Annotated in this window: 21 protein-coding genes; 13 read left to right on the plus strand and 8 right to left on the minus strand. The window is 43.8% G+C overall.

What is annotated here, in order from left to right; translation table 11 throughout:
- Positions 1-68: 68 nt before the first annotated feature.
- From rpsF to ACLHG7_RS11500, 9 genes are all read left to right on the plus strand, one after another.
- The gene (gene rpsF, locus ACLHG7_RS11460; RefSeq protein ID WP_114898821.1) at positions 69-461 is read left to right on the plus strand and encodes a 30S ribosomal protein S6; all 393 of its coding nucleotides are present in this window, start codon (positions 69-71) and stop codon (positions 459-461) included.
- Between the two features lie 13 nt (positions 462-474).
- Positions 475-702, plus strand: coding sequence for a 30S ribosomal protein S18 (rpsR, locus tag ACLHG7_RS11465; protein WP_114898822.1), 228 nt, complete (start codon positions 475-477; stop codon positions 700-702).
- A gap of 11 nt (positions 703-713) precedes the next feature.
- A complete protein-coding gene (gene rplI, locus ACLHG7_RS11470; protein ID WP_410211153.1) occupies positions 714-1,160 on the plus strand; it encodes a 50S ribosomal protein L9 in 447 nt (148 codons plus the stop codon).
- 274 nt (positions 1,161-1,434) lie between these two features.
- The gene (dnaB, locus tag ACLHG7_RS11475; RefSeq protein ID WP_410211154.1) at positions 1,435-2,928 is read left to right on the plus strand and encodes a replicative DNA helicase; all 1,494 of its coding nucleotides are present in this window, start codon (positions 1,435-1,437) and stop codon (positions 2,926-2,928) included.
- Between the two features lie 61 nt (positions 2,929-2,989).
- Positions 2,990-4,057, plus strand: coding sequence for an alanine racemase (gene alr / locus ACLHG7_RS11480; RefSeq protein ID WP_410211155.1), 1,068 nt, complete (start codon positions 2,990-2,992; stop codon positions 4,055-4,057).
- 197 nt (positions 4,058-4,254) lie between these two features.
- Entirely contained in the window at positions 4,255-5,106 is an 852-nt protein-coding gene (locus ACLHG7_RS11485; RefSeq protein ID WP_410211156.1) for a lytic transglycosylase domain-containing protein, read from the plus strand.
- Between the two features lie 3 nt (positions 5,107-5,109).
- The gene (locus tag ACLHG7_RS11490; RefSeq protein ID WP_114898827.1) at positions 5,110-5,472 is read left to right on the plus strand and encodes a hypothetical protein; all 363 of its coding nucleotides are present in this window, start codon (positions 5,110-5,112) and stop codon (positions 5,470-5,472) included.
- 131 nt (positions 5,473-5,603) lie between these two features.
- Positions 5,604-6,779: an efflux RND transporter periplasmic adaptor subunit gene (locus tag ACLHG7_RS11495; RefSeq protein ID WP_410211157.1), complete on the plus strand. Its 1,176-nt coding sequence runs from the start codon at positions 5,604-5,606 to the stop codon at positions 6,777-6,779.
- Positions 6,780-6,782: 3 nt separating this feature from the next.
- Complete coding sequence (locus ACLHG7_RS11500) at positions 6,783-8,807, plus strand: MacB family efflux pump subunit (RefSeq protein ID WP_410211158.1); 2,025 nt, start codon at positions 6,783-6,785, stop codon at positions 8,805-8,807.
- Between the two features lie 5 nt (positions 8,808-8,812).
- Here the strand turns inward: ACLHG7_RS11500 and ACLHG7_RS11505 are convergent, their stop codons facing one another.
- From ACLHG7_RS11505 to ACLHG7_RS11535, 7 genes are all read right to left on the minus strand, one after another.
- Complete coding sequence (locus tag ACLHG7_RS11505) at positions 8,813-9,385, minus strand: hypothetical protein (RefSeq protein ID WP_410211159.1); 573 nt, start codon at positions 9,383-9,385, stop codon at positions 8,813-8,815.
- A 94-nt stretch (positions 9,386-9,479) separates the two neighbouring features.
- Positions 9,480-10,271, minus strand: a complete 792-nt coding sequence (locus tag ACLHG7_RS11510) for an enoyl-ACP reductase (protein ID WP_410211160.1) — start codon at positions 10,269-10,271, stop codon at positions 9,480-9,482.
- Positions 10,272-10,404: 133 nt separating this feature from the next.
- Positions 10,405-12,045: an ABC transporter ATP-binding protein gene (locus ACLHG7_RS11515; protein ID WP_410211249.1), complete on the minus strand. Its 1,641-nt coding sequence runs from the start codon at positions 12,043-12,045 to the stop codon at positions 10,405-10,407.
- Complete coding sequence (locus ACLHG7_RS11520) at positions 12,023-13,033, minus strand: ABC transporter permease (protein WP_410211250.1); 1,011 nt, start codon at positions 13,031-13,033, stop codon at positions 12,023-12,025. Before ACLHG7_RS11520 ends, ACLHG7_RS11515 begins: the two co-directional genes overlap by 23 nt.
- Positions 13,034-13,047: 14 nt before the next feature.
- Positions 13,048-14,136, minus strand: coding sequence for a microcin C ABC transporter permease YejB (gene yejB, locus ACLHG7_RS11525; protein WP_410211161.1), 1,089 nt, complete (start codon positions 14,134-14,136; stop codon positions 13,048-13,050).
- Positions 14,137-15,987, minus strand: coding sequence for an extracellular solute-binding protein (locus tag ACLHG7_RS11530; protein WP_410211162.1), 1,851 nt, complete (start codon positions 15,985-15,987; stop codon positions 14,137-14,139). It abuts the gene before it with no gap.
- Between the two features lie 2 nt (positions 15,988-15,989).
- Positions 15,990-18,839 carry a LysM peptidoglycan-binding domain-containing protein gene (locus ACLHG7_RS11535; protein WP_410211163.1) on the minus strand — a complete coding sequence of 950 codons (2,850 nt, stop codon included), beginning with the start codon at positions 18,837-18,839 and terminating at the stop codon, positions 15,990-15,992.
- Between the two features lie 329 nt (positions 18,840-19,168).
- On the opposite strand from ACLHG7_RS11535, the gene dnaQ reads away from it, so the two are divergent.
- The 3 genes from dnaQ to nudC all read left to right on the plus strand — a co-directional run bounded on the left by dnaQ (position 19,169) and on the right by nudC (position 23,452).
- Positions 19,169-20,680, plus strand: a complete 1,512-nt coding sequence (gene dnaQ, locus ACLHG7_RS11540) for a DNA polymerase III subunit epsilon (protein WP_410211164.1) — start codon at positions 19,169-19,171, stop codon at positions 20,678-20,680.
- A gap of 254 nt (positions 20,681-20,934) precedes the next feature.
- Entirely contained in the window at positions 20,935-22,632 is a 1,698-nt protein-coding gene (locus ACLHG7_RS11545) for a hypothetical protein (protein ID WP_410211165.1), read from the plus strand.
- Positions 22,633-22,756: 124 nt separating this feature from the next.
- Positions 22,757-23,452 (plus strand): NAD(+) diphosphatase, encoded by a 696-nt coding sequence (gene nudC, locus ACLHG7_RS11550; RefSeq protein ID WP_410211251.1) that lies wholly within the window; start codon positions 22,757-22,759, stop codon positions 23,450-23,452.
- On the opposite strand, the gene galE is transcribed toward nudC, so the two are convergent.
- Complete coding sequence (galE, locus tag ACLHG7_RS11555) at positions 23,449-24,453, minus strand: UDP-glucose 4-epimerase GalE (protein WP_410211166.1); 1,005 nt, start codon at positions 24,451-24,453, stop codon at positions 23,449-23,451. The two genes, nudC and galE, sit on opposite strands and share 4 nt — an antisense overlap.
- 90 nt (positions 24,454-24,543) lie before the next feature.
- Here galE and tusD point away from each other — a divergent pair, with 90 nt between their 5' ends.
- Positions 24,544-24,915 (plus strand): sulfurtransferase complex subunit TusD, encoded by a 372-nt coding sequence (gene tusD / locus ACLHG7_RS11560; protein ID WP_410211252.1) that lies wholly within the window; start codon positions 24,544-24,546, stop codon positions 24,913-24,915.
- Positions 24,916-24,971: the final 56 nt, after the last annotated feature.

Raw genomic sequence — 24,971 nt, forward strand, 5'->3', positions numbered from 1 at the left:
GTGCCTCCTTGCTTCTATCTTGTCGAAAGACTTTTGATAGGGGCTGCCCAAACCGTAAGGAGCTATACATGCGTCACTACGAAATCGTACTTCTGGTTCATCCAGACCAGAGCGATCAGGTTGTTGGCATGGTTGAACGCTACTTGACTCAAATCAAAGATGCAGGTGGTCAAGTCCATCGCCTCGAAGATTGGGGTCGTCGTCAACTTGCTTACCCGATCAACAAGATCCACAAAGCACACTACATTTTGATGAACATCGAATGTGGCCAAACTACTCTTGATGAACTTGAAGAGTTGTTCCGCTACAACGACGCCATCATCCGTAATCTCATCATCCGTCGCGATGAAGCAATCACCGAAGAATCACTACTCGCTAAGAGTGCTGAAGAAAAACGCGCGCGTAAAGCACAGCGTAACGATGATGTGTCTTCTTCTGACATGATCGCTGACGAAGCTTAAGGAGCAATCGACAATGGCACGTTTTTATCGTCGTCGCAAGTTCTGCCGCTTCACAGCTGAGAACACAAAGTACATCGATTACAAAGATGTAGAAACACTGAAACAGTATGTGACTGAGAACGGCAAGATCGTTCCTTCGCGCATCACTGGTACTAAAGCCCGTTATCAACGTCAATTGGCACTTGCGATCAAGCAATCACGCTACTTGGCATTGATTCCGTATACCGATAACCATCAATAAGGAGATGAATTGTGGACGTTATTCTACTGCAACGCATCGCTAATTTGGGTCAACTCGGTGACAAGGTTTCCGTAAAGTCTGGCTATGGCCGTAACTTTCTGATTCCTCAAGGCAAAGCTGTTTCTGCAACTGCAGCAAACACTGCATCATTTGAAGCGCGTCGTGCTGAACTTGAGCGTGTTGAAGCCGAATCACTAGGCAAAGCACAAGAGCGTGCTGCTCAATTGAACGAATTGAATGTTGTTATCACCTCGAAAGCTGGTGATGAAGGCAAACTATTCGGTTCTGTTGGCACACGTGACATCTCTGATGCGCTCTCTGCTGCTGGCCATCCAGTTGACAAAGCTGAAGTTCGCTTGCCAAATGGCGCATTGCGTCACACTGGCGAGTTCCATGTTGCAATTCAAGTCCATCACGATGTGACGGCTGAAGTTTTGGTTACGATTATTGCTGAATAATCGTTTCTGAATAGGCAATAAGAACTAAAAAAGCACGCGAAAGCGTGCTTTTTTGTTTTGGTGAAGATGATATTTAAAATAGAAATAATGGCTAAAGGGCATTAATCGATATCGCAGTACCTCCTCCGCATAAATAACCATAAAAATGGTGACATCAGTTTATTATGATTTTACTACTGCCCACATCTGTCAATTAAGGGTATCCTAAGCAACTTATTTTTAGTTTGCTGTACCTGCTTCACGTTCCACTACACATTTAAGTACAGGTTTGATCATGCCAGACGCACCAGCTTCGCCAAATCGTGTCGCGACGCTATCGACTCACTCTGCAGAGAGTAATACCAAAGTCGCTCGTAAATCGAATAAAAAAAATGATGCTGAAAAAAGCACTGAGCTGACGCGTGAGTTACGTGTACCACCGCATAGTATTCAAATGGAGCAAGCCGTACTCGCTGCACTCATGACTATTAGCGAATCATGGGAGCAGGTCAGTGAAACCATTAATGAAAACTCATTTTATGCGATACGCCATCGTTTGATTTTTAAAGCCATTGGTCATTTGTCTACTGCCAATATGCCCTATGACGCAGTCATGGTCAGTGATTGGCTGAGTGGTCAACATCTGCTTGATGATATTGGTGGTGAAGAGTATCTGATGCAGTTGCTTGCTGAAAGCCCAGCGAGTTTATTCAACCTACCGGCTTATGCCGAAAAAGTCCGTGAACATGCGGTACTGCGCGATCTGATTGCGGTTGGTAATGAAGTTTTGCAAATTTCTTACGACCCCAAAGGACAGGCCGTCAGTGAAATCTTAGATGCTGTTGAAAGCAAAGTTTTTTCAATTAGTGAGCAGCATAATAATCGTACAGCAGAAAGTGGTCCTAAAGCGATCAATGCAGTTTTAAAAACTGTACTTAACAAAGTTGAAGAGCTTCAAAACAGTGATAGTGCAATTACAGGTTTAACAACAGGGTTTGTAGAGCTGGACAATAAAACATTGGGCATGCAAAAAGGCGATCTGATTATTGTCGCAGCACGTCCAAGTATGGGTAAAACCACCTTTGCTATGAACTTGATTGAGAACGTGTTATTTGGTAGTGACCTGCCTGCCTTGGTTTTTTCAATGGAAATGCCTGCAGACTCCATTGCAGTACGTTTGCTCTCTTCGTTCGGTTCTATCGACCAAAGTCGCTTACGCTCGGGGCGCTTAGAGGAAGGTGATTGGGTCCGCCTAACCAGTACTATGAGTCAGTTGCAAAGTAAGCACTTGTATATCGATGATTCTTCTGCACTACCACCCAATGAATTGCGTTCTCGAGCTAGACGTATTGCCAAGATGCATAATGGTAAAATTGGCGCAATCATGATCGACTATTTGCAGCTCATGAAAGTGCCGGGCATGGGAGATAACCGGGTCGGTGAAATTTCTGAAATCTCACGAAGCCTAAAAGCCCTAGCCAAAGAGATGAACTGTCCCGTCATTGCGCTATCACAGTTAAACCGCTCTTTGGAAAATCGCCCTAACAAACGGCCGATCATGTCTGACCTGCGTGAGTCTGGTGCGATTGAGCAGGATGCTGACTTAATTATGTTTATTTACCGAGACGAGGTCTATAACAAAGAGTCCAAAGAGCAAGGCACGGCTGAAATCATTATCGGTAAACAACGTAATGGTCCGATTGGAACCGTACGTCTTGCCTTTCAAGGACAATTTACGCGATTTACCAATTTGTCTCCTGAATATTATCGTCCAGAGGATGATGAATAAATCGACTCAACCTGCATTTGCTTAAGTGCACACCGTTAATTATAGATATAGGATTTTTAACATGCGGGATGCCCGCGTTCTTTTAAACGCCAAAGCCTTAACCCATAATCTTCACCGTGTTCGTGAATACGCTCCTCACAGTCATATTTTAGCTATGGTCAAAGCGGATGCTTATGGGCATGGTCTTGCATTCGCATTGACTGCACTACAGGACGCTGATGCACTAGGCGTTGCGTTTTTTCAGGAAGCACAGGATATTCGTGCACTGGGTAATACGCAGCCCATCGTAGTCATCGAAGGTGCTTTTAGCTTAGAAGAATGGATTGAATCCTCAAAAATCGATGCCCAATGCGCGATTCATCAAGAGCGTCAATTAGAGTGGGCACTGCAGCATATCATCCCAAATGCTACGATCTGGCTTAAAGTAAATACAGGCATGAATCGCCTCGGGTTAACACCAGAGCAAACGATTACCGCAGCGGCGCAATTACGTGCAGCGGGTTATCAGCTCGTCCTAACAACACACTTTGCCAACGCTGATGAGCCTGATCATCCGATCAATCAACAACAAATTGATACTTTTTTAACTCTGAAAGCCCAACTTGAGCCAATCCAAGCTTCCATGTGCAACTCGGCAGCCATCATGCAATGGCCTGAACTTCACTTGGATTGGGTGCGTCCGGGCATCATGCTGTATGGTAGCTCTCCTTTTGCAGACCATACCGCTCAACAATTGAATTTACAACCTGTGATGAGCCTAAAAACACGCTTGATCGCGATGCATCAGATTGCTGCAGGCGTGACAGTTGGCTATGGTGCACGCTATACCACGACACGGCCTACACACCTCGGTGTCGTTGCTATGGGTTATGGCGATGGTTATCCACGCGTTGTTGATCATGCGCAGATAAGTATCAATGGCCAGCTCATTCCGATCATTGGTCGTATTAGTATGGATATGCTCACTGTAGATTTAACGGATCTATCGATTTGCCCGACTCTTGATGATGAGGTGGTGATGTGGGGGAACGAGATCAGCGTGGATCAAATCGCAGCGGCGGCGGGAACCATTGGTTACGAGTTATTCACCCGACTTTCCATGCGACCTGTGCGCTACATCACGCAATAGGCCATTTCTACATGATGTTTATCTATCGCACATCCTACAAAAGACTGCTAAAATCATGACAAATGGATACAGGCATTCAATAATGCGTTATAAAAGGGATTCTGCTCAGGATGAGCTGATGATGGATTTTTATGCTCATAAAGGTTCTTTAGCATTTATAGCTAAACTCTATCAAAATTTTCAGGTTGGCCATTAATATGCGTATTATTAGTCAGATCATTCAATTTGCTTTGACTAAAGCTCTGCCGCTCAGTCTACTCTTCCATATCCCACATGCTTCAGCTGCAAACCTTTATATTTTCAAAGATAAAGATGGTAATGCTTTGCTGACCAATGTGGTTGGTCGTGATAAAAAACCTAAGGGTGAGCTCAGCCAATATAGTAACCAAGTCAAGGTGACTTGGTATCCGGATACTAATGTTCATGCATATCGTAATTGGGGCGGTAGTGAAGCGTCGGTTCTCCCTAGCTATAGTCGCAACCGTAATGCCTATGATGATCTGATTACGAGTGCTGCAAGCACATTTGGCGTGGATCAGGGCCTTGTTAAAGCCATCATGCACACCGAATCAGGATTCAACCCCGGTGCTCGCTCGCCCGTTGGTGCACAAGGTCTTATGCAGCTCATGCCTGCAACTGCACGACGCTTTTTTGTGAGTGATTCTTTTGATCCTGCGCAAAATATTTCTGGTGGTGTGAAGTACTTAAATTTTTTGCTTAAACGTTATAACAATAATCACGAGTTGGCGATCGCTGCATATAATGCGGGTGAAGGAAACGTCGATAAATACCATGGTATTCCACCATTTCGGGAAACTCAGGATTATGTAAAACGCGTGATGAGCCGTTTTAATAACCTATACAGTAATGGGATTAAAGTAAGTGCTAGTTCCTCGTCACCAAATAACGGTGGTGAATCAAATTTAGGTGCGCGATCACGTCCCATTATTACGTATACGAATGCTGATGGCTCTGCAAGTGCAACATTCACACCGACTAGTCCTGCGAATACCAGCGCATTTGATGCGTTGCGTAGTTCAGCAAACTAGAAAATGGCAATCAACCACATTACCCGCGCTCAGGCAGCATGGCCTATTCTCATTCGAACGGCCAGAAGAAGAGCACGTATCAGCTATAGTGAACTGTGTGGTGCAATTGGTCTACATCCCCGCGCCGCTACTCATTTACTGAATGTGATCTATCAGTATTGCTTGATTTACGAGCTTCCCCCTATTGTTGCTTTGGCGGTGAGTAAATCAAGCCAACTCCCAGGGGTTGGTTATACAATTACTGGTCGGGGTGGTTTTGATTATGAGGCGCTTTTGGAAGAGATCTATGATTTTGATTGGCCAGATCGAGTTCCTAATTTTGCATTGATTGACCCAAAGCGTAAAATAACTAAAAATATTGATTAACAAAAATATAGAAAATTTCAGCCCTTAGCTCTTACTTGGCACAATAATATTCCCTGCAATTAGGTTATTCTTTCTTCAATTATTTTTTCTATTTCGTTCAGAAACCTTTTGAACTATTCGAGTTTCTTTTTATGTTGCCACGCTCACGTCCACTGAGATTCTTCATCATCACAGTCATAGCGCTTATCAGTATTGCCTTAGTGTGGTATGTGTTGAAGCCCAAAAATACAACTCCAGAATATATCACTGCTGCGGTGGTGACAGGAAATATTGAGGACAATGTGCTGGCTTCAGGGACCTTGCAGGCGGCCCAGCAAGTCAGCGTCGGTGCACAAGTCTCTGGACAAGTTAAAAATTTATCGGTCAAACTCGGCGATGATGTTAAAAAGGGGCAATTGATTGCACAAATTGATTCGACTACCCAACAAATTACTCTTAAAAATAATCAAGCGGCAGTGGCAAATTTAGAAGCACAGAAACTGGTTAATCAAGCTAATCTCGAACTTGCACAAGTACAGGCAGATCGCATGAAAGTCTTGCTGCATGATCAAGCTGTCTCCAAAACAGAAGCCGATACCGCCACATCAACGTTAAAAGTTTCTAAGGCTAATATTGCGGCGGTTGATGCTCAAATTGAGCAAGCTCAGCTTCAGGTGAACAATGCGCAGGAGTATTTGGGCTATACCCGAATCACAGCTCCTATGGATGGAACTGTTGTTGCCATCGTCACCGAACAAGGACAGACCGTAAACGCCAATCAAACTGCACCCACCATTATTAAGCTTGCAAAGCTTGATACATTGACAGTCCGTGCGCAAATTTCTGAAGCCGATGTCGTCAAAGTCAAATCAGGACAGACCGTTTATTTCACGATTCTAGGGAATCCAGATAAACGATACTATGCGAAGTTGCGGAGTATCGAACCCGCCCCTGAGTCGATTGCAACAGATACAACCACATCGAGTTCAAGCACAACTGCGGTGTACTACATCGGTTTATTTGATGTTCCTAACCCTGATGGCGAATTGCGCATAAAGATGACTGCTCAAGTCTATGTGGTAGTAGCGGATGCAAAAAATGTCCTTCTTATCCCTTCCGCTGCATTAGAAAAGGCTGCCGATGGAACACAAAGCGTTCGAATCTTAGATGTAAATGGGCAAGCGCAAACACGCACTGTCAAAATTGGTCTAAATAATCGTGTTAATGCTCAAGTTCTATCAGGCCTTAAAGCAGGAGAAAAAGTAATTATTGGGAATGCTTCTGATACTACGGATACAAAAAAAGCAAAACGTGATCGGGAAATGTAAATTATGAACTTTCCGGTTCTCACTACTGATAATACAGAACATATAACAAATCAAAAATTAAAACCACTGTTACAAGTAACAAATCTTGTGCGGGAATTCCCTGCGGGTGAGAGCGTTGTACGCATTCTAGATGATGTCAACCTGAGCATCTATGCAGGTGAAATGGTTGCCATTATCGGGCAGTCGGGTTCGGGGAAATCTACCCTAATGAACATTTTAGGGTGCTTGGATCGCCCAAGTGCGGGTAGCTATCGCGTTAAGTCTCAGGAAACACGGAGTTTAGAGCCTGATGCTTTAGCTCAGCTACGTCGGCTTAATTTTGGATTTATTTTTCAACGTTACCACCTTTTAGGTGATCTAAGTGCGCTTGGTAATGTCGAAGTGCCTGCTATCTATGCAGGGCTTAGTGGTCACAAAAGACATGAACGCGCAAGTATGTTACTGAAACGTTTGGGACTCGAACAACGTCTCCATAACCGACCAAGCCAGCTTTCAGGAGGGCAACAGCAGCGTGTGAGTATTGCTCGAGCTCTCATGAATGGTGGTGATGTCATTCTTGCGGACGAACCTACTGGTGCGCTGGATCGACACAGCGGCGTAGAAGTGATGAATATCCTGCGGGAGTTAAATAGCGAAGGTCATACCGTTATTATTGTGACGCATGATCCCAATATTGCTGCACAAACGGGTCGAATTATTGAAATCAGTGATGGTCGAATTATCTCCGATCGACCGAATACCCCCACGCCTCCACTCGATCAAAAAAAATCCTTAGAACGACCATCTATCACGGACCGATCTTCTTTTAATGCGTTGTTTGGTCGCTTGACTGAAGCTTTTCGCATGGCGCTCCTTGCGATGAATGCACATCGTATGCGCACTTTTCTGACGATGCTCGGGATTATCATCGGGATTGCATCGGTAGTTTCTGTAGTCGCTTTGGGGAATGGCTCCCAAAAGCAGATTCTGAGTAACATCAGTGGACTTGGTACCAATACGATTAGTATTTACTCTGGTAAAGACTTTGGTGATATGCAGAGCGGCAAAATTCAAACGTTGCGAGCCAGCGATGCGACTGCCCTGGCCGATCAACCCTATATTGATAGCGTGAGTCCTATTGTAAATAGCGCTGGAACACTTCGCTTCCGTAATGTTGAATCCAAAGCGACCATCAATGGTGTGGGGGAAAGTTATTTTAGAGTCGATGGATTAACGATTGCGCAAGGACAAGGTTTTGACAGTAATGGGGTTCGTGAACAGAATCAAGATGTGGTAATTGACCCCAATACTCAGAAAGCCTTGTTTGGTGCAGAAGGGGCTCCTAGCATCAATCCCATTGGTCAGGTTATCTTATTAAATAGTTTACCGAGCCGAGTCATTGGCGTCACAGCGCCTCAAGATAGCGTATTTGGAAAAAGTGACCGGCTGAATGTCTGGCTCCCCTATAGCACGGTCATGAGCCGTATCTCGGGGCAAGGATATTTAAGTGGTATTGTCGTCCGCTTAAAAGATAGCACTCCCAGCAGTGCAGCTGAGGCTGCCATTACGACGTTATTGACGCTAAGACATGGTGCCGAAGACACTTTTACCCAAAGTAGCGACTCGATAAGAACCATGATTAAGAAAACAACGTCGACAATGACGCTCTTGGTCTCTGCCATTGCCTTGATTTCACTGATGGTTGGAGGAATTGGTGTCATGAATATTATGCTGGTCTCCGTCACTGAGCGTACTCAGGAGATTGGCGTACGCATGGCTGTTGGTGCACGGCAAAGTGATATTTTGCAACAATTTCTGATCGAAGCAGTCCTAGTCTGTTTAGTCGGTGGGCTATTAGGCATTGGTATTGCTTTATTGGTAGGTGCTGTCTTTAGTCACTTTGCAGCAGGGACTTTGCAAATGAGTTTTTCTACAGTTTCGATGGTTGGAGCATGCGTTTCTTCATCACTCATCGGTATCGCTTTTGGTTTTGTACCGGCTCGCAATGCTGCGCGCTTAGATCCTGTTGTGGCATTAGCACGGGAGTAATTTATTCAAATGACTCTTTTACGTTTACCCACGCCAAACTTAGGCAGCATCCAATGCATAAATGCAGTCAGTATGGCCACAATTACAACGACCCAAATCACCCAAGTTGAGAGTCCAAACCGTACTGGATACAGTACATAAAATGCCGATAAACCAATACTATTACAGGCTAAAATTAAAATCGCACACGCATAGTCATGGAAACGTCTGGCATGGGCTGAATTGATCATCCATTCGATGTCTGAGTTATAGCTAGGTAAGCTTAAGTGGGCATCATTTAATTGCTCTAGTTGTGCTAGATAGGCTCGAATATTGGCAATAATCAGCTCGTATTTATAATTTAAAAATGCAAAGCTTGCCGAAGCAACCGGAAAACCTAACAAAATCCACTCAATATGAGCATTATCCAGACCTGATGCACTATGGGATGCAATCAGCGCGGCAAGTAACCCAACAAAAAAACTGATAAAAATGGTGAGCGCTTGTTGACGCTGGGATGTGCGCGCATTCAACTCGTTATAAGCCGAAATATAGCGATAGTTTGAGGTGACGTATTCATTCTCGAAACGATGAGTCATGATAAACCTTATAAACCATTAAATTGCTCTCAATAAACCTCATAATGAGTACGGGATGCGTACTCATTATGTTGATGCAGAAATAGACTCTAAATTAGTCAGCCATCATCCGTTCACTCATTGCCACAGTGTTAAAACCACCATCGACATACAGAATCTCACCAGTAATAGCCGAAGCCCATGGCGAGCAGAGGAATAACGCTGCATTGCCGACTTCTTCGATAGTTACATTGCGTTGTAAAGGTGCAATTTGTGCATTCACATCAAGCATTTTGCGGAAGCTCTTGATACCACTTGCGGCTAAAGTCCGAATCGGACCTGCAGAGATGCCGTTGACTCGTATTCCCTCGCCGCCCAAACTCGTCGCAAGATAGCGAACACTGGATTCCAAAGAGGCTTTCGCCAGACCCATGACATTGTAGTTAGGTAAAACGCGCTCACTGCCTTGGTAGGTTAAAGTCAGCAAACAGCCTTGGCGGACACTAAGTAAAGGGCGTGCTGCGCGTGCAAGAGCAATAAAGCTATATGAGCTGATGTCATGGGCAATTCGGAATCCTTCTCTATTGGTGACTGTTGTGAAGTCCCCTTCTAATTGATCCCCAGGTGCAAAACCAATGGCATGTACCAAACCATCCAAGCCATCCCAATGTTTGGCAAGATCAACAAAGGTTTGCTCAATTTCTGTGTCACTGGCAACATCACACGCAAATACCAGCGTTGAACCAAATGATGCTGCAAATTCATCCACACGCTTTTTAAGTTTTTCATTAGGGTAAGTGAATGCCAGCTCTGCACCTTCACGATGCAACGCCTGAGCAATGCCATAGGCAATGGATAATTTACTTGCAATTCCTGTCACGAGGAAACGTTTACCTTGTAATAGCATATTCACTCTCTTTATTTAGCACTTAAATCAAAACTGTGAAATTAAAAAATCTTCAAGCTCTTCATCCTAACAGATTTTTGATACCGCCCAGAACAGCAAAAATTGACATAAAGTACTCGCACGATATCAATCTTTAAAATAATGAGGCAGAGATCAAGCGTTTGGTGTACTCCGTTTGAGGATTGGCAAACAAATCCGCTGTCGATTGTAGCTCAATCATATGACCATCCTGCAAGACTAAAACGCGTTGGCATAATGCGCGGACAACCGCTAAATCATGGCTAATAAATAGATAACTGAGTTTTTCTTGTTGTTGTAATTTCCGTAATAGCCTGACTAAAGTACGCTGCGTGCTACGATCGAGTGCCGAGGTTGGCTCATCTAAAATGAGCAGTTCCGGCTGCATGATCAGTGCGCGTGCAAGTGCAACACGTTGCCTTTGTCCGCCGGATAGCTCATGGGGGTAGCGGTACATAAAATCTACGGGTAACTCAACTTTCTGTAAGGCAGATGCTACCGCCTGACGACGCTCACTAGGCGATATAATCTGTGCTTTTATACCTTCTTCAATGATACTTTCCACATTTAATCGCGGGTTCAGACTTGCAAAGGGGTCTTGAAATACCATTTGAAAACGATGACGAAATGGCCGCAGTGCAGACTGGTTTTGCCCGTGTAAAGCGTCGTTACCAAGCCAAATCTCCCCTGAACTTGATATTAAACGCGCAATTGCAAGTGCCAGAGAGGTTTTCCCCGACCCGCTTTCGCCGACTACCCCTAAAGCAGCCCCTTGCTGTAAAGAAAAACTTAAGGGCTTTAAGGCTTCAAAGCTGCGATGGGATTTATGCTGTCGAAGGTAACTTAACATTCCAAATGCATTATGGTTGAATTGGACACTTAAATCTTTGACCTCAAGAATCTGTGTATGCTTATCCGAGGAGATATGCAATGGATCACCGAAATGATGGTTCAATAAACTTCGCGTATACTCGTGCTGGGGGTGCTTGAAAATTTGATCGGTACGACCTTGTTCAATGACACGACCTGCCTGCATGACAATGATATCGTCACTGTATTGATTGACTAGGCTCAAATCATGACTAATCAGAAGTAACGCCATCTGTCGTTTTTGCTGAAGTTGATGGATGAGCTCTAGAATTTGTGTCTGCATGGTGACATCAAGCGCGGTTGTCGGTTCATCCGCAATTAAAATGTCAGGATTCCCCACCAGTGCCATCGCGATCATGACACGCTGCCTTTGACCACCAGACAATTGATGTGGAAAACGTCTTAAATATTGCTCAGGCTCTGTTATACCCACCTGAATTAACAGTTCAATGACCTGCCGTCTTTTTTCTATTGGTGAACCTGATGACAGCATCAGTTCTCCAACTTGATCTTCAATGGTATGTAGCGGGTTGAGTGCGGTCATAGGTTCCTGAAAAATAATCGCAATCTTTCGTCCCCGAATATGACATAACGCCGTCTCAGATAAGCCTAAAATGTCATCACCATTCAGCATGACTTGCCCCGAAGCACAGATGGCTTCTGGTAATAATCCCATCAGTGCGAGTGCTGATAATGATTTTCCAGAACCACTTTCTCCGACCAATGCCAGAGTGCGTCCCGGATACAAATCGAAAGACAGCGTGTCTACTAGAGCCTTTTGCTCCCCTTTCAACGAAAGCGTTAGATTTTCGACTGTTAAAGAGATCTGTTCCGAATCGCTCAGCAGATCATTTTGTTTGATATTAGCGCTTGGGGTCGAATGCATCACGAGCAGCCTCCCCGATAAAGACTAATATGGTGAGTAGAATGAGAAAAGTAAAAAATGCAGATAGGGCTAACCAAGGAGAATCCAAATTATTACGTGCTTGCGTAAAAAGCTCGCCTAGAGAGGGTGACCCGAGCGGTAGACCATAACCGAGGAAGTCCAAGGTGGACAGCGCAGTAATATTTGCAGTTAATATAAAAGGGATTTGCGATAAACTCGAGCTAAAAACATTAGGCAAGATGTGTTTGAATATGATTTTAAATGGACCTATCCCCATGCCTTGCGCAGCACGAACGTAGTCTAAATGCCGCGCTCGTAAAAACTCTGCGCGGACTAAGCTGACTAAACTCATCCAGCCAAACAACAACATAATCGCAAATAACCAGTAAACACTGGGTGAGAACATACTCACCAGAATCATTGTTAAAAAGAGCTGAGGCATCCCTCCCCAAACCTCTACTAACCTTTGGCCGATTAAGTCAATTAAACCGCCAAAATATCCTTGTACTGCACCCACAAGAATAGCGAGCAACGTGCCTGCAAACGTTAATGCAATTCCAAATAAAATAGATACACGCAAACCATATAAAATTCTTGCAGATACATCTCTACCCTGATCATCAGTACCCAACCAGTTTTGGCTGGATGGTGCTGAGGGGACGGAAACGTTGAGATCTAAATTAGGGCTCTGGTCTGAAAAAGGAATCGGAGGCCAAAGCATCCAGCCCTCTTTACTAATCAACTGTTTGACCACGGGATCACGATAATCCGTTTCGGTTTCAAAAGTACCGCCAAACGTCGTTTCAGGATATTGCTTGAATATCGGGGTATACAGATGATCTTTATAAGAAAGCAAAAGGGGGCGATCATTGGCGATCAGGTTAGCGAACATGGATATGATTAATACGAAGATAAATATCCAAAGAGACACATAACCAAACTGATGTTGCTTAAATCGCTGGATGCGCCTTTGCATCAGGGGGCTCAATTGAGTCAAATCGATCATAGAAGTCCCTGTTGATTAAAATCAATTCGAGGATCAATCCAGCGATATAAAAGATCACTCATCAATCGGAACAACAGCTGTACGAGCGTATAAATAAATAAGATGCCGAAAATAACGGGATAATCACGTTGCTGTATCGCCTCAAAACCCAGCAAGCCGATCCCATCTAAATTAAATACGATCTCAATTAGAAGGTTTCCTGTGAGAACGATCCCAAGCAGGGTTTCGGGCAATCTTGCAATCAGCACAAGTATGGCATTTTGAAAGACGTGTCTATATAGTACCCGGCTCATGGTCAAGCCTTTGGCACGTGCAGTAAGCACATAGGGTTTACTTAGCTCTTCTACGAATGAAAATTTAACGAGATAGGTGACAGCTGCAAAACCACCGATGGTCATGGCGATCAATGGCAACATCATATGCCAAAAATAATCTTTAATTTTTCCATAAAAACTTAACTGATCAAAATTCTCGGACATCAGTCCCTGAAGCGGGAACCAATGCAAATACGAGCCTCCAGAAAAAAAAACGATCAATAAAATTGCAAAGATAAACATGGGAATTGCATTGCCAACGACCAGCAATAAGGCCGTCCCTTGATCAAATCGACCACCGTGACTGACAGCTTTTTTTATACCCAATGGAATTGACACTGCATAAATCAGCAACGTACTCCATAACCCTAATGAAATCGTGACGGGTAGCTTGTCAATAATGAGCTGAATCACAGGTTTATCTTTAAAAAAACTGGTGCCGAAGTTTAACGACGCGTATTGTTTTATCATCATCCAAAAACGCTCAGTAGCACTTTGGTCAAAACCATATTGAGTTTTGATTTGTTGAATGATTTCTGGTGACAATCCTCTCGCACCTAAATACTGAGCTTGATTTGATTGTGCAAGCTTACCCACTTCACCTGATAACTCACCCACATGACCTAAACCCTGTGTGTCGAATTTTGCACGCTCAATGGCCTGCTCGACTGGACCACCTGGTGCCATCTGTACAATGACGAAGTTTGTCAGCAGAATTAAAAACAAAGTCGGGATAATTAATAAAAGACGTTTAAATATATAGATAGTCATTTATTGGCTACCTAGGTATTGATTGACTCTCTGTTCTGCTTTGGCATCAATCCACCAATAATCTACACCGATATCATAGAGAGGGCGTTGTTTGGGCATTTGATATAGATTCCAAAACGCGACTCTATTTCCCAAAAAACCATATAGAGGAATCATATAGAATTCTGCGCGAAGTACGCGATCTAATGCGCGGCTCAGATTGATAATAGCGCGTCGGTCTTTCGCAATCACCAACTGCTTCAGCAACGCATCAACCACAAGGTTTTGAATGCCTGCCGTATTGAGGCTCCCAGATTGCTCTGCGACTTGACTTCCCCAATAGCCTTGTTGCTCGCTTGACGGCGTTAAAGTTTGTGGAAATGTATCCATGATCATATCGTAATCAAAACGCCGTGTTCGCTCTATATATTGAGGAATATCAACTACACGAAGGCTTGCGCTGATGCCAAGTTTCTCAAGATTGCGAATAAATGGCAGAATAATACGCTGCTGACTCTCATCATTACTTAAGAATTCAATTTTATAAGGTTGACCATGAGCATCAAACAAATGACCGTTCACATAACGATAGCCCGCATTTAACAATAACTGCCGTGCTTTTAATAGATTATCGCGGTTAAAGCCCTGTCCATCGCTCATTGGTGCTTGCCAAGAGCTCAATATGCCTTGTTGAACCCCATTGGATAAATGAGGTAATAACGGTCTTAGATAGACGAGCTCGGCTTCAGGGGGTAGACCTTTTGCTTCGAGTTCACTATTAAAAAAATAGCTTTGTAGCCGAGTGTATTGTCCATTTAAAACAGATTTGTTTAGCCACTCAAAATCAAAGGCAAGCGTTAAGGCTTGACGTACTTTGAGATTTTGAAACTTTGATTGACGTAGATTAAAGACGAGCCCACTCATCGTAATGGGATTACGATTCGGCAAGACCTGCTTAATGACCAAACCACTTTTAATGGCGGGGAAATCATAACCACGAACCCAAGATCGTTCTGATTTTTCTAATCGAAAGGTATATTGCCCGACTTTGAAACCCTGAAATGCGGTATCTAAATCTCGGTAATAAAGATATTTGATTCGATCAAAATTATATTTACCTTGATTTACTAGCAAATCACGTCCCCAATATTGAGGATTGCGTTTGTAGATAATACTCCGACCGGCATCAATACTTTCGACGATATAGGGTCCACTGCCCAATGGCGGAGTCATCGTGACTTGATCAAAGGGGCGATTTTTCCAATCTTGACGCGATAAAATAGACATTTGTCCAATCGCAAATGCAATTTTACGGTTATGTTTAGTTTTAAAATCAAAACGTACCGTGTTCTGATCAACTGCTGTGACTTTTTTGATATCTCCATAATAGGATCGAAGTCCTGGGACAGCTCGAGTTAGGATCGTCTCGAATGTGAATACCACATCATCGGCAGTGACAGGTTGCTGATTCGAAAATCGAGCATTGGGATGAATATGAAATATGATCCACGATGGATCTTCAGTATCTCGCGTGATTTTGTCTGCAAGCAAACCATAAGCGACTGAGGGTTCATCCAGTGAGGTCGCGAGTAAAGAATCAGATAAATAGGCCGTTCCGTTAACAGCAGTCCCTTTGCTAATCAGTGCATTGAGACTGTCAAACGTCCCCTGAGCCATCGTTGAAAAAGTTCCACCTTTGGGGGCATTGGGATTGGCATAAGGAAAAAAAGCGTCTTGGGAATGTAGTGGTGTTCCATTCAGCGCTATAGCATTGCTTGTAGTTACTATGGCAAATGCTGGTGTGATTAGAAAAAACACCAGACTGACTACGATAACCTGAATACTGCCCATCCTTGGGCGGTTGAAGCACATAACTAGCGATGACTCTTTTTCTTCGCTACTGGTTTTTCAGGCTCAGGGACACTGATCGTATCACCTGCTTGGATACGTGTATCCGCAGGAATGTCATTTAAATCCGCTAAAGCCACGACTGTTAACCCATGCTTGGCTGCTATACGAGCCAAGGTCTCACCACTTCTGACCTTGTAATCACTCGTTGGTGTTTTTTCAGTAGATGGCTTGTCATCTTTAGCTGACGATTTTTTGTTTGGCAACTCAATTGCAGGAACGCTGATTGTATCACCTACCAGTAAGGAGGTTGTTGCGGGGATATCATTGAGTTTCGCTAAGTTACCAACGCTTAAGTTATAACGACTGGCAATCTTAGCTAAAGTATCGCCACGCTTAATCGTATAGTCATCTGTTTTTATCGTGCTGGATTTTGCATTACTGGCTGTTGAATCACTCACCTTGTCTGCTAATTTACCTGTTGAGTCCTTTGAAGTAGCACTGTCCGTATTTGCCACAAGATTTAAGCGGGTTCCTGTAATCAAATTACTCGTGACTTTTAAATTATTACGATCCGCAAGTTCACGATTCGTTAGGTTGAACTGTGCAGCAACATCCGTCAATGTATCGCCTGCCTGAACCACATAAGTCGTAGGCGTCTCAACAATTTTCTTCGCACCATAAAGATAAAGCGGCGTCCCTGTGATCAAGTTCGCATTGGCATCCATTTGGTTCCATTTAGCGATATCACGCCATGCTAGGCCAGCTTTCGTTGCCACATTCAATAAGGTATCACCTGCTTTAACGATATAAATCGTCCGTACACCTTTAGGCTTATCTGATACCTTGACGTCGGCCACGACTTTGGTTTCAACAGGTGTCAACTTATGGGTCTTGATATCTGTTGCTGTCGGTGATTTTAAATATGGTTGGTCATAACTTAGTGAGCGGGTTTCACCTTGCTTGTCCAAGACTGATTGCTGAGTCTGAATAGCGGTCAGCTGAATTTTGCCATCTAATGGATCAACGACTGGGGTGCTGGATGATGTAATCGATCTGATTTCGGTGACAACTTTATTTTTATCATCAGCACTCAAATTCGGCAATGAGCCGTTTTTGATATCAGCACTTTTGGGATCGATGGCCACAGCAACAATTGGAGCCGAGTTCAACGTTGTTGCTGGTGCAACGATAATCGGTGACTGAGTAACTGGCGCTGAGCTGTCTACAGGCGCTGTCGTATTACTTGCTGTGATGTTAGTCGCAGAGACATTTGGATTACTCACAATAGGCTGCACTGTTGATGCAGGTCTTGTAGTAATTGTCATTGTTGTTGCATCGGTCTTAGCAACAACAGGGGCTGGAATATTACTAGCAAGTTGAGTCGCAGTACTTTGACTTTGTACAGCATTCGCACTGTTATTTACGTTAGCAACAGCTTTTTGAACATTCGTTTGAGATGGCACGCTGGCTTGGTTAGCCATAGCTGCTAATGCATCGGCATTGGTTGGAATCCGCTGATTACCACGGACGGTCACGGATTCAGTAATGTTCGCTGTTTTACTGCTGCTCACCACATTGCCTGCTGCCATAATTGCGGCGGCTTGGGGCGTACTCACAGCGGTAGAGGTCTTGCCATCTGAACGCGTAATGGTTTGAGTAATCGTCTGTGTGATGGGTTGATTCATCGCGAGCAAACTACCTGTATCGGTCACGCCAAATCGACTTGGGTCTACGGTAGGTAGATTTTTAAGTCGTGCATCGACCGAAGCAGAAAGGCTGGTCGGAATCAAAACCCGATAAGGGCCATTCGGCGCAGTTACCCCTTGTAAGAATGCTGGATTGAGCTCGAATATCTCCTTGCTGGTTAAGCCGGTTGTTTCAACAATTTTCGCGAGATCAACAGGCCCTTGTAAGGTCACCGCACGGAAATGCGGACGGTTTGCAATACTATTGAGCTGAATACCGTAACTTTCTGGATTTTTGATAATTTGTGCGACCGCAATAAAACGTGGCACGTAATTCATAGTTTCTTCAGGTAACTTAAGTGACCAGTAATCGGTTGGCAAGCCTTGTGCAATATTGCGATTGATTGCCTGCTGAATACGGCCTGGGCCAGCATTATACGAAGCCAAGGCAAGTTCCCATGAACCAAATTTCTGATAAAGGCTGGTGAGAAAGTCGTAAGCTGCGCGGGTGGATTCAACAACATCTCGGCGTCCGTCATAGTACGAATCTTGGCGTAAACCATAGATACGACCCGTACTTGGGATAAATTGCCACATCCCTGCTGCCGAGGCGTTACTTGTTGCAAAGGGATCATAAGAGCTTTCAATGACGGGCAATAAGGCAAGTTCAGTTGGAATCCCACGGCGCTCTGCTTCAGTCACAGTATAGTAAAAATAACGACTGGCACGTGCTGATAAACGATCGATATAGGGCTGACGACTAACAAACCAGTTACGTTGAGCACTAATTCTTGGATTTTCAACCGATAAATCTAATCGATAACCTACCCGAATACGGTTCCATAAATTACCGTAGCGTAGAACGGCTAGACGATCACCTTCGACCGCTTCCATATCTGTCGCTTGTAATAGTTCTTCTAAGGAGTCTGCACTTTCGAGATCGAGATTATCCTGTGGGTTGCTACGCGATTGAGTTGAATGATTTTTTTTATTCGGAATCTTATGGGCAGAGTTTTGCGGTGGCGTTGAGCTACAGCCGGCCATAATACCGACAATGGCAAGGACTAGTGCATGAGGGGTATAACGGTATAGCATTGGTAAGGTACCAATGCGACCATTTTGTTTAGGTGTTTGTGCAAGTATTGCATCAGGACCGACTTGCGCAGGCAGCAAAAACGACGACATCATGTATTATTCCAAGTCAAACGCATATGTAATTAACATTGTAGACCGATAATGCATGCTCTACCAATACTCATAAAGTGTTTGGACGTAAGCGAATGTTGCGTTTGTGGTATCTTGTCCTACACTTTATTGAGTTATGTGAACTGTTACACACGAATACTCCAGAACCTTGACTAAAAATTACGGCATAATGGTCTTAAATGGTTCTTTATTTGCTGTGTAGTCAGCAAGATTTTCTATTTTTCTAGTGCTGAAAGCTCGGAAAACATACTGACTTCAGACTAGTACTCGTTCTATCGTTTTAATTTTAATCAGTCAACTCGGATATCACCATGTCGCTACTCACAACCTCATCCCAAATGATTACGCTTTATGTCGATGGTGCATGTCGGGGTAATCCTGGAAAAGGTGGTTGGGGTGTTTATGTGGAGTATGCGGATGGCAAAAAAACAGAGTTTTGTGGGGGAGAGCCGCATACCACCAATAATCGTATGGAGCTTATGGCTGCTATAGAAGGGTTAGCGCGTACTGACCCTGCCCTTGCCGCAACAGTATGGACTGACTCGAATTATGTTCAAAAAGGGATTAGTGAGTGGATCCATAATTGGAAGAAAAAGAATTGGAAAAAGAGTGATGGTGGCGCGGTTGTCAATGCAGATTTATGGAAAATTCTAGATAGGCTCAGCCAAAATAGAAAAATAGACTGGCGCTGGATTAAAGGTCATGCGGGACATGCTGGCAATGAAAAAGCGGACCAGTTGGCAAATCAGGGCCTAGAGACTCAAGGACCATCTGTGGCATTAGCTGGTGATAAAAACCAAACGTTGGCAGCGCATATGGACTCTCCGGAAGATCGGCCACTTATCATCAAAGCTAAAAATACTGAGTCAACTCCGCTCATGGATTTGCTTTTGCCCCCCGAAGAGTTCGATGATCTTGAAGAACCAAATTGGTTCAATGAAGAAGAACAAGATCTGTCAGAGTCGTATGAGCGTTTCGATGATGCTGAAGAGACAGTGGCAACACGACGTCCTTTGCCATCATCCCTAACCGATGATGCTCATGCCGAAGAATCACAAGGGGTGGTCCGCACTCATAATACAGCGCGATTAGATGCATTTACCAGTAGTGGTAAACGTCAGCTCATCTTAGATACAGAAACGACAGGTTTTGACCCCAAAACAGGCGATCGGATTGTCGAAATTGGTGTTATTGAACTTATTAATCGTAAATTGACTGGAAACTCTCTGCATGTTTATCTGAATCCACAGCGGTTAGTTGGTGAGTCAGAAAATATCCATGGACTCAGCGACGCGTTTTTAAGTGATAAGCCTTTATTTGCTGATATTGCCGATGAGCTTGAGGCATTTTTGGTGGGTGCAGAAGTGATCGCACATAATGCGAGCTTTGATATGCGCTTCTTGGAAGCTGAAATGCAGATGGCTGGGCGTCGGCCACTTGCTGAGCAAATCACGGTCACGGATACATTGGCTATCGCCAAGCGTAAGCATCCAGGGCAAAAAAACTCGCTTGATGCCTTAGCAAAACGTTACGAAATCAAAGAGCGTGACCGTACGTTTCACGGCGCATTATTAGACGCAGAGATTCTTGCTGACGTTTATTTGCTGTTAACTGGTGGTCAAGTTACGCTGGATATGGATATTCAGGAGGAACGCAGCGCTCAGGCAAATGAAAGCCGTACGCGTATTTCGCGTAAACTCACCGTTGTACAAGCCCATACAGACGAGCTTGATCTTCATCAAGCCTGGATTGCTGAAATGGATGGTGGTCGTGATGGTGCTATTTCCATTTGGCATAAATGGGAACAAAGTCAGACATCATAGCATCATGGATATATATGACTAAGCGTAGAATGTGAATCGGTTGGCATTACTTGCTTTTCTTGATAGGAGTGACTATCGAAGGATGAATGAAAAGTGACTAAGCGAGCATCACATTTGGTTTGAAGAACGACTTAATTCATGCTTAACCATTTATATCTATTCATATTTGATGTTTAGTCATGAAACATGATTGAGTTAAATTGTTGATCATGACATCATTGGATATAGCACGGATTCAACAACAGGAAAGGAACATGCCTGCATCACTCGCCTCAAATCCAAAATCATATTTTGATGTCCAGCACTTTGATATATCCTCTCTTTATATCGTCAAATCAGAAATTAATGCATCCTTGAATCAGGTCGAGTCTGCGTTAAGCCTATTTATTTCAGATCAAAGTGTCACTGTTGGGTTATTTGATGCAGCAGATGCGATGCATCAAGTTACGGGCATTCTCAAATTGTTACGTATGGACGGCGCTATTGAACTATCGGATGGAATCCGTCTGCTGTTGATTAATATTTCAGAGAATCCTGATACAACCGATGACAGTAAAATCACTGCACTCAGTGAGGGGTTGATGACGCTGACACGTTATCTTGAATTTGTACTCTTGAATGAAACGTTATCTGCTCAGTTGTTACTACCCATCACCAACTTAATCCGTAAGCTATTAGGTCTCCCCTTTCTATCAGAAGGTTATTACTTACAGCCTTATCTTGATGACGATGCGATACAAAAAAATGCATCGGCTGCGACAACAATGCCTCTTGCTCTGCAAGACAATCAGAAACAAGTCATTAAAGACCAACTTGCACAAATGTTTCAAACGGGCTTACGTGCTGTGCTGCAAAAGAAGTCTCAAGCACGTGATTTTGCCTTGATGCATAAAGCGACTACACTAATGACATCTCTGAGCATTCAACCAGAAGCACTTTACTGGCAGATTGCCGCTCAAGTGATTGCAACCCTTAAACCAAGTACACTATTAACGGATAGTCGTAAGCGTGTATTGATCTATATTGAACGGCGCATTACTCAGCAAAATGCCCTCTTCACACGTGATTCTATTGCGGACCTACTCGCCATGACGGCGATTATGGATGATGCAAATCCACTCTTGGCACAATTTGGTTTAACTGATTTAGTGAAACCCGATCAAGAAACATTAAATCATAAACAGTTTCTATTTGGACCTGACCAGGAGATGATTCATACGGTTAGTCAGTTGGTACATCAAGATATTGCCAAAATTAAAGAGCTTGTAGATCTGATTGTGAATAATCAGCAACCCGATGATGCTTTAAACACGCTGAGTACTTCTTTAAAAGAGCTTGGACAGACTTTGGAAGTGCTCACCTTAAACTATGCGGGTAAGGGCCTCAATGATCAAGCCAATCGGGTTAAAGAATGGGTAAGCCTTCCTGATGAAAACCAGATTAACGCCTTGATGGATCATCTGCTCGATAGTGAAAATGCCATTATTCTCATGGAGCAGACTCATACTCCGGGTTTAGTCATGTTGCCTTTTACAAATTTACGAATTTCACTGCATCAGTTAGTCGATGCACGCAGTTTAATCGTTGCAGAAAGTAGAACGAGCTTAGCAGGTGCAATGGACATCATTCTTTCATACCTCGAGAACAATACAGATTCAGCGCAAATTCAAAGTATTGCAGCAGCTTGCGAGTCTGTGAGTGGTGCCATGGCGTTTTTGAATGCACCACGTGGACAAGCTATTCTTCGTGCAGCGGCTCAATATGTGCATGAATCATTTGAAATCACACAGCCTAGCCTGCAATCTATTGAGTATCTGACGGATGCTATTGCTTGCGTCGATTACGTTCTGGAAGGTATGGAAAAGAAAAAACCAGCAGGTGAAAATCCTTACCATTTTGGTGAACGCAGTTTGGCTAAATTAGGCTATCCTGTTGATCAGATCGCCGCTTAGATGTTAAAGGATTACCGTGTTGAGTACTTTGCCACCAAGTCGAGCCAATGATTTAGACATAACAACGTACGGACTCCTCATTGATGGCAATGCAATTGCTGTCACTGAGGATGGGCGCCTCCCTATTCTTTCTGAACGCTATCCAACTGATATTGTTATTGCTGTGACAAGTGAAGCCATTTTCATCGCTCGGTCAATGGAGTCCGGGCAGGAGTTAGTGGGTTACACACTTACGCCATTGCGTCAGCTATTGACCCGCTGGTCTACCACTGAGTTTGAACGAGCCTCGCGGGGTATCCAATTATTAGAGTGGCGGCGGAACCATGGTTACTGTAGCCGCTGTGGCACAGCAACTGTTACTCATGCCCATGAATATGCAATGGTTTGTCCTCGTTGCGAGTATATGCAGTACCCAAGATTACAGCCTTGCATTATTGTTGCTATTACACGTATTGATTCTAGTCACAGACATAGCTTATTACTTGCGCGTTCATCCCGATCAAATATGCCGATGTTTAGCTTGATTGCTGGTTTTGTTGAGGTTGGAGAAACTCTAGAACAAGCAGTCGCAAGAGAAGTTAAAGAAGAAGTTGGACTCGATGTCAAAAACATTAGCTACTTAGGTAGCCAACCTTGGCCATTCCCCTCTAATATTATGATTGGATTTCATGCAGAGTATGCTGGCGGTGAATTGGTCTTACAAGAGGAGGAAATTGCCGAAGCTGCGTTCTATGCCTTCGATCAACTCCCCCTTGTTCCTCCGACTGGATCTATTGCACACCGAATGATCCAACAAATCATTAGCCAATATAATCATTAGTCTGCGTTCAGGCCTTGATAGAAGCGCCACATATCAATCGCCATATCATCAACGGTACGCATTGCTTCCCACCCGAGTAACCGCTTAGCATGCGATACATCAGCATAAACACTTGCGGAATCACCTTGACGGCGAGGAACGACTTGATAGGGTAAATCATGACCAACAGCTTTTGAAAAAGCATTGAGCATCTGCATGACAGAGATCCCTTCTCCGCGACCCAAATTTAAAATCTCAAACGCTTCAGATTGCTTGGTGAGCCAAGTTATAGCTTGTACATGACCACTGATGAGATCTTGGACATGGATATAATCACGCACTCCAGTGCCATCAATGGTGGCGTAATCATCGCCAAATACTTGTAGATAGGGACGTTCCGCCCTTGCGACTTGAGCGATATAAGGCATTAAGTTATTTGGTATGCCATGCGGTATTTCACCAATCAAGCCACTTTCATGAGCACCTGCAGGGTTAAAATATCGCAGAACTGCAATTCGCCAATCTTGTTCAGCACGTGATAGGTCTTGTAAGATGAATTCACACATCTGCTTACTACGACCATAAGGTGTGATCGGTGCTTGCTTTGCATCCTCTACAATTGGGAGTGATTCAGGTTCACCGTAAATAGCAGCAGTTGAACTAAAGACTATAGTTTTAACATGTGTAGATTTCATCACCTCTAAAAGCGAAATTAGACCATTAACATTATTATCATAATAATCTAAGGGCTGCGAAATCGACTCATTAACAGACTTTGACCCAGCAAAGTGCACGACGCTGGTTACCATATATTTTTCAAATATTTGCTGCAACTGTTCTTTTACTCTGACATCCATCTGTACAAATGGAATCTCATGACCAACTAATTGTGTCAAGCGATGCAGAACTGAAATGTTTGAATTGGATAGGTTGTCGACCAAGACAACATCATGGCCATCTTTAACGAGTCGCGCAGCCATATGCGAACCCAAATAACCAAGTCCGCCTGTGAGTAAAATCATCTACTTTCCTTACGTAATGTCTTTGACTATGAATTCTTGATAACTGCTATTATGCCACTGAATTCCATCATGCTAATCCTATACTTTTTTATGAGCAGCGTCTTACTTTTATTAACAGAACCCATGACCTCTCCGCTGGCATGGTATAGTGCCGAACTTGCAAAATCATTACTTGAGCAAGGCGCACAAGTCAAAGTTTTCTTCTACCAAGATGCAGCGGGTATTGCAAGTCGCTTGAATTGGCGTCCAAGTGACGAACCTGATTTGGCACAATTATGGCGACAGCTTGATTTAGATCGCGTCGTTTGTGTCAGTGCGGCCTTACTGCGTGGCATTACCGATCAAGATAACGCAACACGGCATCAGCTAAAGGGCGATAACATTGCTGAAGGATTTCGTTTAGTGGGTTTAGGGGATCTCGCAGACTCAATGTTGCATGTCGATCGCGTTATTCATCTGTAATCCGATAAATTTGCAAGCTTATTCTTTACGAATAAGTAACGTTATAAACCGCTCAA

This window comes from Aquirhabdus sp., assembly GCF_046462495.1.
GTDB lineage: Bacteria > Pseudomonadota > Gammaproteobacteria > Pseudomonadales > Moraxellaceae > Aquirhabdus.

What these genes read in the sequence shown, in the direction of transcription:
- rpsF (WP_114898821.1), top strand. Translation starts at nt 69, where the DNA reads ATGCGTCACTACGAAATCGTACTTCTGGTTCATCCAGACCAGAGCGAT.
- rpsR (WP_114898822.1), top strand. Translation starts at nt 475, where the DNA reads ATGGCACGTTTTTATCGTCGTCGCAAGTTCTGCCGCTTCACAGCTGAG.
- dnaB (WP_410211154.1), top strand. Translation starts at nt 1,435, where the DNA reads ATGCCAGACGCACCAGCTTCGCCAAATCGTGTCGCGACGCTATCGACT.
- alr (WP_410211155.1), top strand. Translation starts at nt 2,990, where the DNA reads ATGCGGGATGCCCGCGTTCTTTTAAACGCCAAAGCCTTAACCCATAAT.
- ACLHG7_RS11485 (WP_410211156.1), top strand. Translation starts at nt 4,255, where the DNA reads ATGCGTATTATTAGTCAGATCATTCAATTTGCTTTGACTAAAGCTCTG.
- ACLHG7_RS11490 (WP_114898827.1), top strand. Translation starts at nt 5,110, where the DNA reads ATGGCAATCAACCACATTACCCGCGCTCAGGCAGCATGGCCTATTCTC.
- ACLHG7_RS11495 (WP_410211157.1), top strand. Translation starts at nt 5,604, where the DNA reads ATGTTGCCACGCTCACGTCCACTGAGATTCTTCATCATCACAGTCATA.
- ACLHG7_RS11500 (WP_410211158.1), top strand. Translation starts at nt 6,783, where the DNA reads ATGAACTTTCCGGTTCTCACTACTGATAATACAGAACATATAACAAAT.
- ACLHG7_RS11505 (WP_410211159.1), bottom strand. Translation starts at nt 9,385, where the DNA reads ATGACTCATCGTTTCGAGAATGAATACGTCACCTCAAACTATCGCTAT.
- ACLHG7_RS11510 (WP_410211160.1), bottom strand. Translation starts at nt 10,271, where the DNA reads ATGCTATTACAAGGTAAACGTTTCCTCGTGACAGGAATTGCAAGTAAA.
- ACLHG7_RS11515 (WP_410211249.1), bottom strand. Translation starts at nt 12,045, where the DNA reads ATGCATTCGACCCCAAGCGCTAATATCAAACAAAATGATCTGCTGAGC.
- yejB (WP_410211161.1), bottom strand. Translation starts at nt 14,136, where the DNA reads ATGACTATCTATATATTTAAACGTCTTTTATTAATTATCCCGACTTTG.
- ACLHG7_RS11530 (WP_410211162.1), bottom strand. Translation starts at nt 15,987, where the DNA reads ATGTGCTTCAACCGCCCAAGGATGGGCAGTATTCAGGTTATCGTAGTC.
- ACLHG7_RS11535 (WP_410211163.1), bottom strand. Translation starts at nt 18,839, where the DNA reads ATGATGTCGTCGTTTTTGCTGCCTGCGCAAGTCGGTCCTGATGCAATA.
- dnaQ (WP_410211164.1), top strand. Translation starts at nt 19,169, where the DNA reads ATGTCGCTACTCACAACCTCATCCCAAATGATTACGCTTTATGTCGAT.
- ACLHG7_RS11545 (WP_410211165.1), top strand. Translation starts at nt 20,935, where the DNA reads ATGCCTGCATCACTCGCCTCAAATCCAAAATCATATTTTGATGTCCAG.
- galE (WP_410211166.1), bottom strand. Translation starts at nt 24,453, where the DNA reads ATGATTTTACTCACAGGCGGACTTGGTTATTTGGGTTCGCATATGGCT.
- tusD (WP_410211252.1), top strand. Translation starts at nt 24,544, where the DNA reads ATGAGCAGCGTCTTACTTTTATTAACAGAACCCATGACCTCTCCGCTG.